Here is a 450-nt window from a genome sequence, read left to right as displayed (position 1 = left end):
CACATAAATCCGGTTACGCAGCCCGGCAGTATCTATCGAGTGTTTCAGATTTCGAAAGGGAGTTATTATGTTTAGGCTAGAGGCGGAATAGGTCGGGTCTTCTTCCGAGTCAAAAAACCAAACATCCCGGTAATAGTCTACATACCACTCCCAGCCGCAATATTCGGCCAGCTTCTTAAAACAGTCTGCCGGGGCCATGTAATCAAACATGATGCTAACGACAGTCGGGGCACCGGGCATCACATGATTTGTCGTAAATATTCCTTGTCCGTACTTCAAGATAATATCCTTAGCGATCCAGTCCGCCGTCTGCCCTTCGTACGTTTCCACGACCAGACGCCGGTTCAATTGAAACGTGTAGTCCTGAGCGGTTACGTCCCATATATTCAAGCCACCCGTAGATCGAGCTAACTTAACGGAGTCGATGATTCCGGCGAAAACCCTCACCCC

1 protein-coding gene is annotated in these 450 nt (G+C 49.1%); it reads right to left on the bottom strand.

The features are described 5' to 3' along the window. On the bottom strand, positions 1-450 hold a 450-nt coding region (locus tag H1S01_RS20830; protein ID WP_207732452.1), incomplete at both ends, for a hypothetical protein.

Source organism: Heliobacterium chlorum (assembly GCF_014502795.1).
GTDB lineage: Bacteria > Bacillota > Desulfitobacteriia > Heliobacteriales > Heliobacteriaceae > Heliobacterium > Heliobacterium chlorum.
This window is presented reverse-complemented; position numbering and strand designations above follow the sequence as displayed.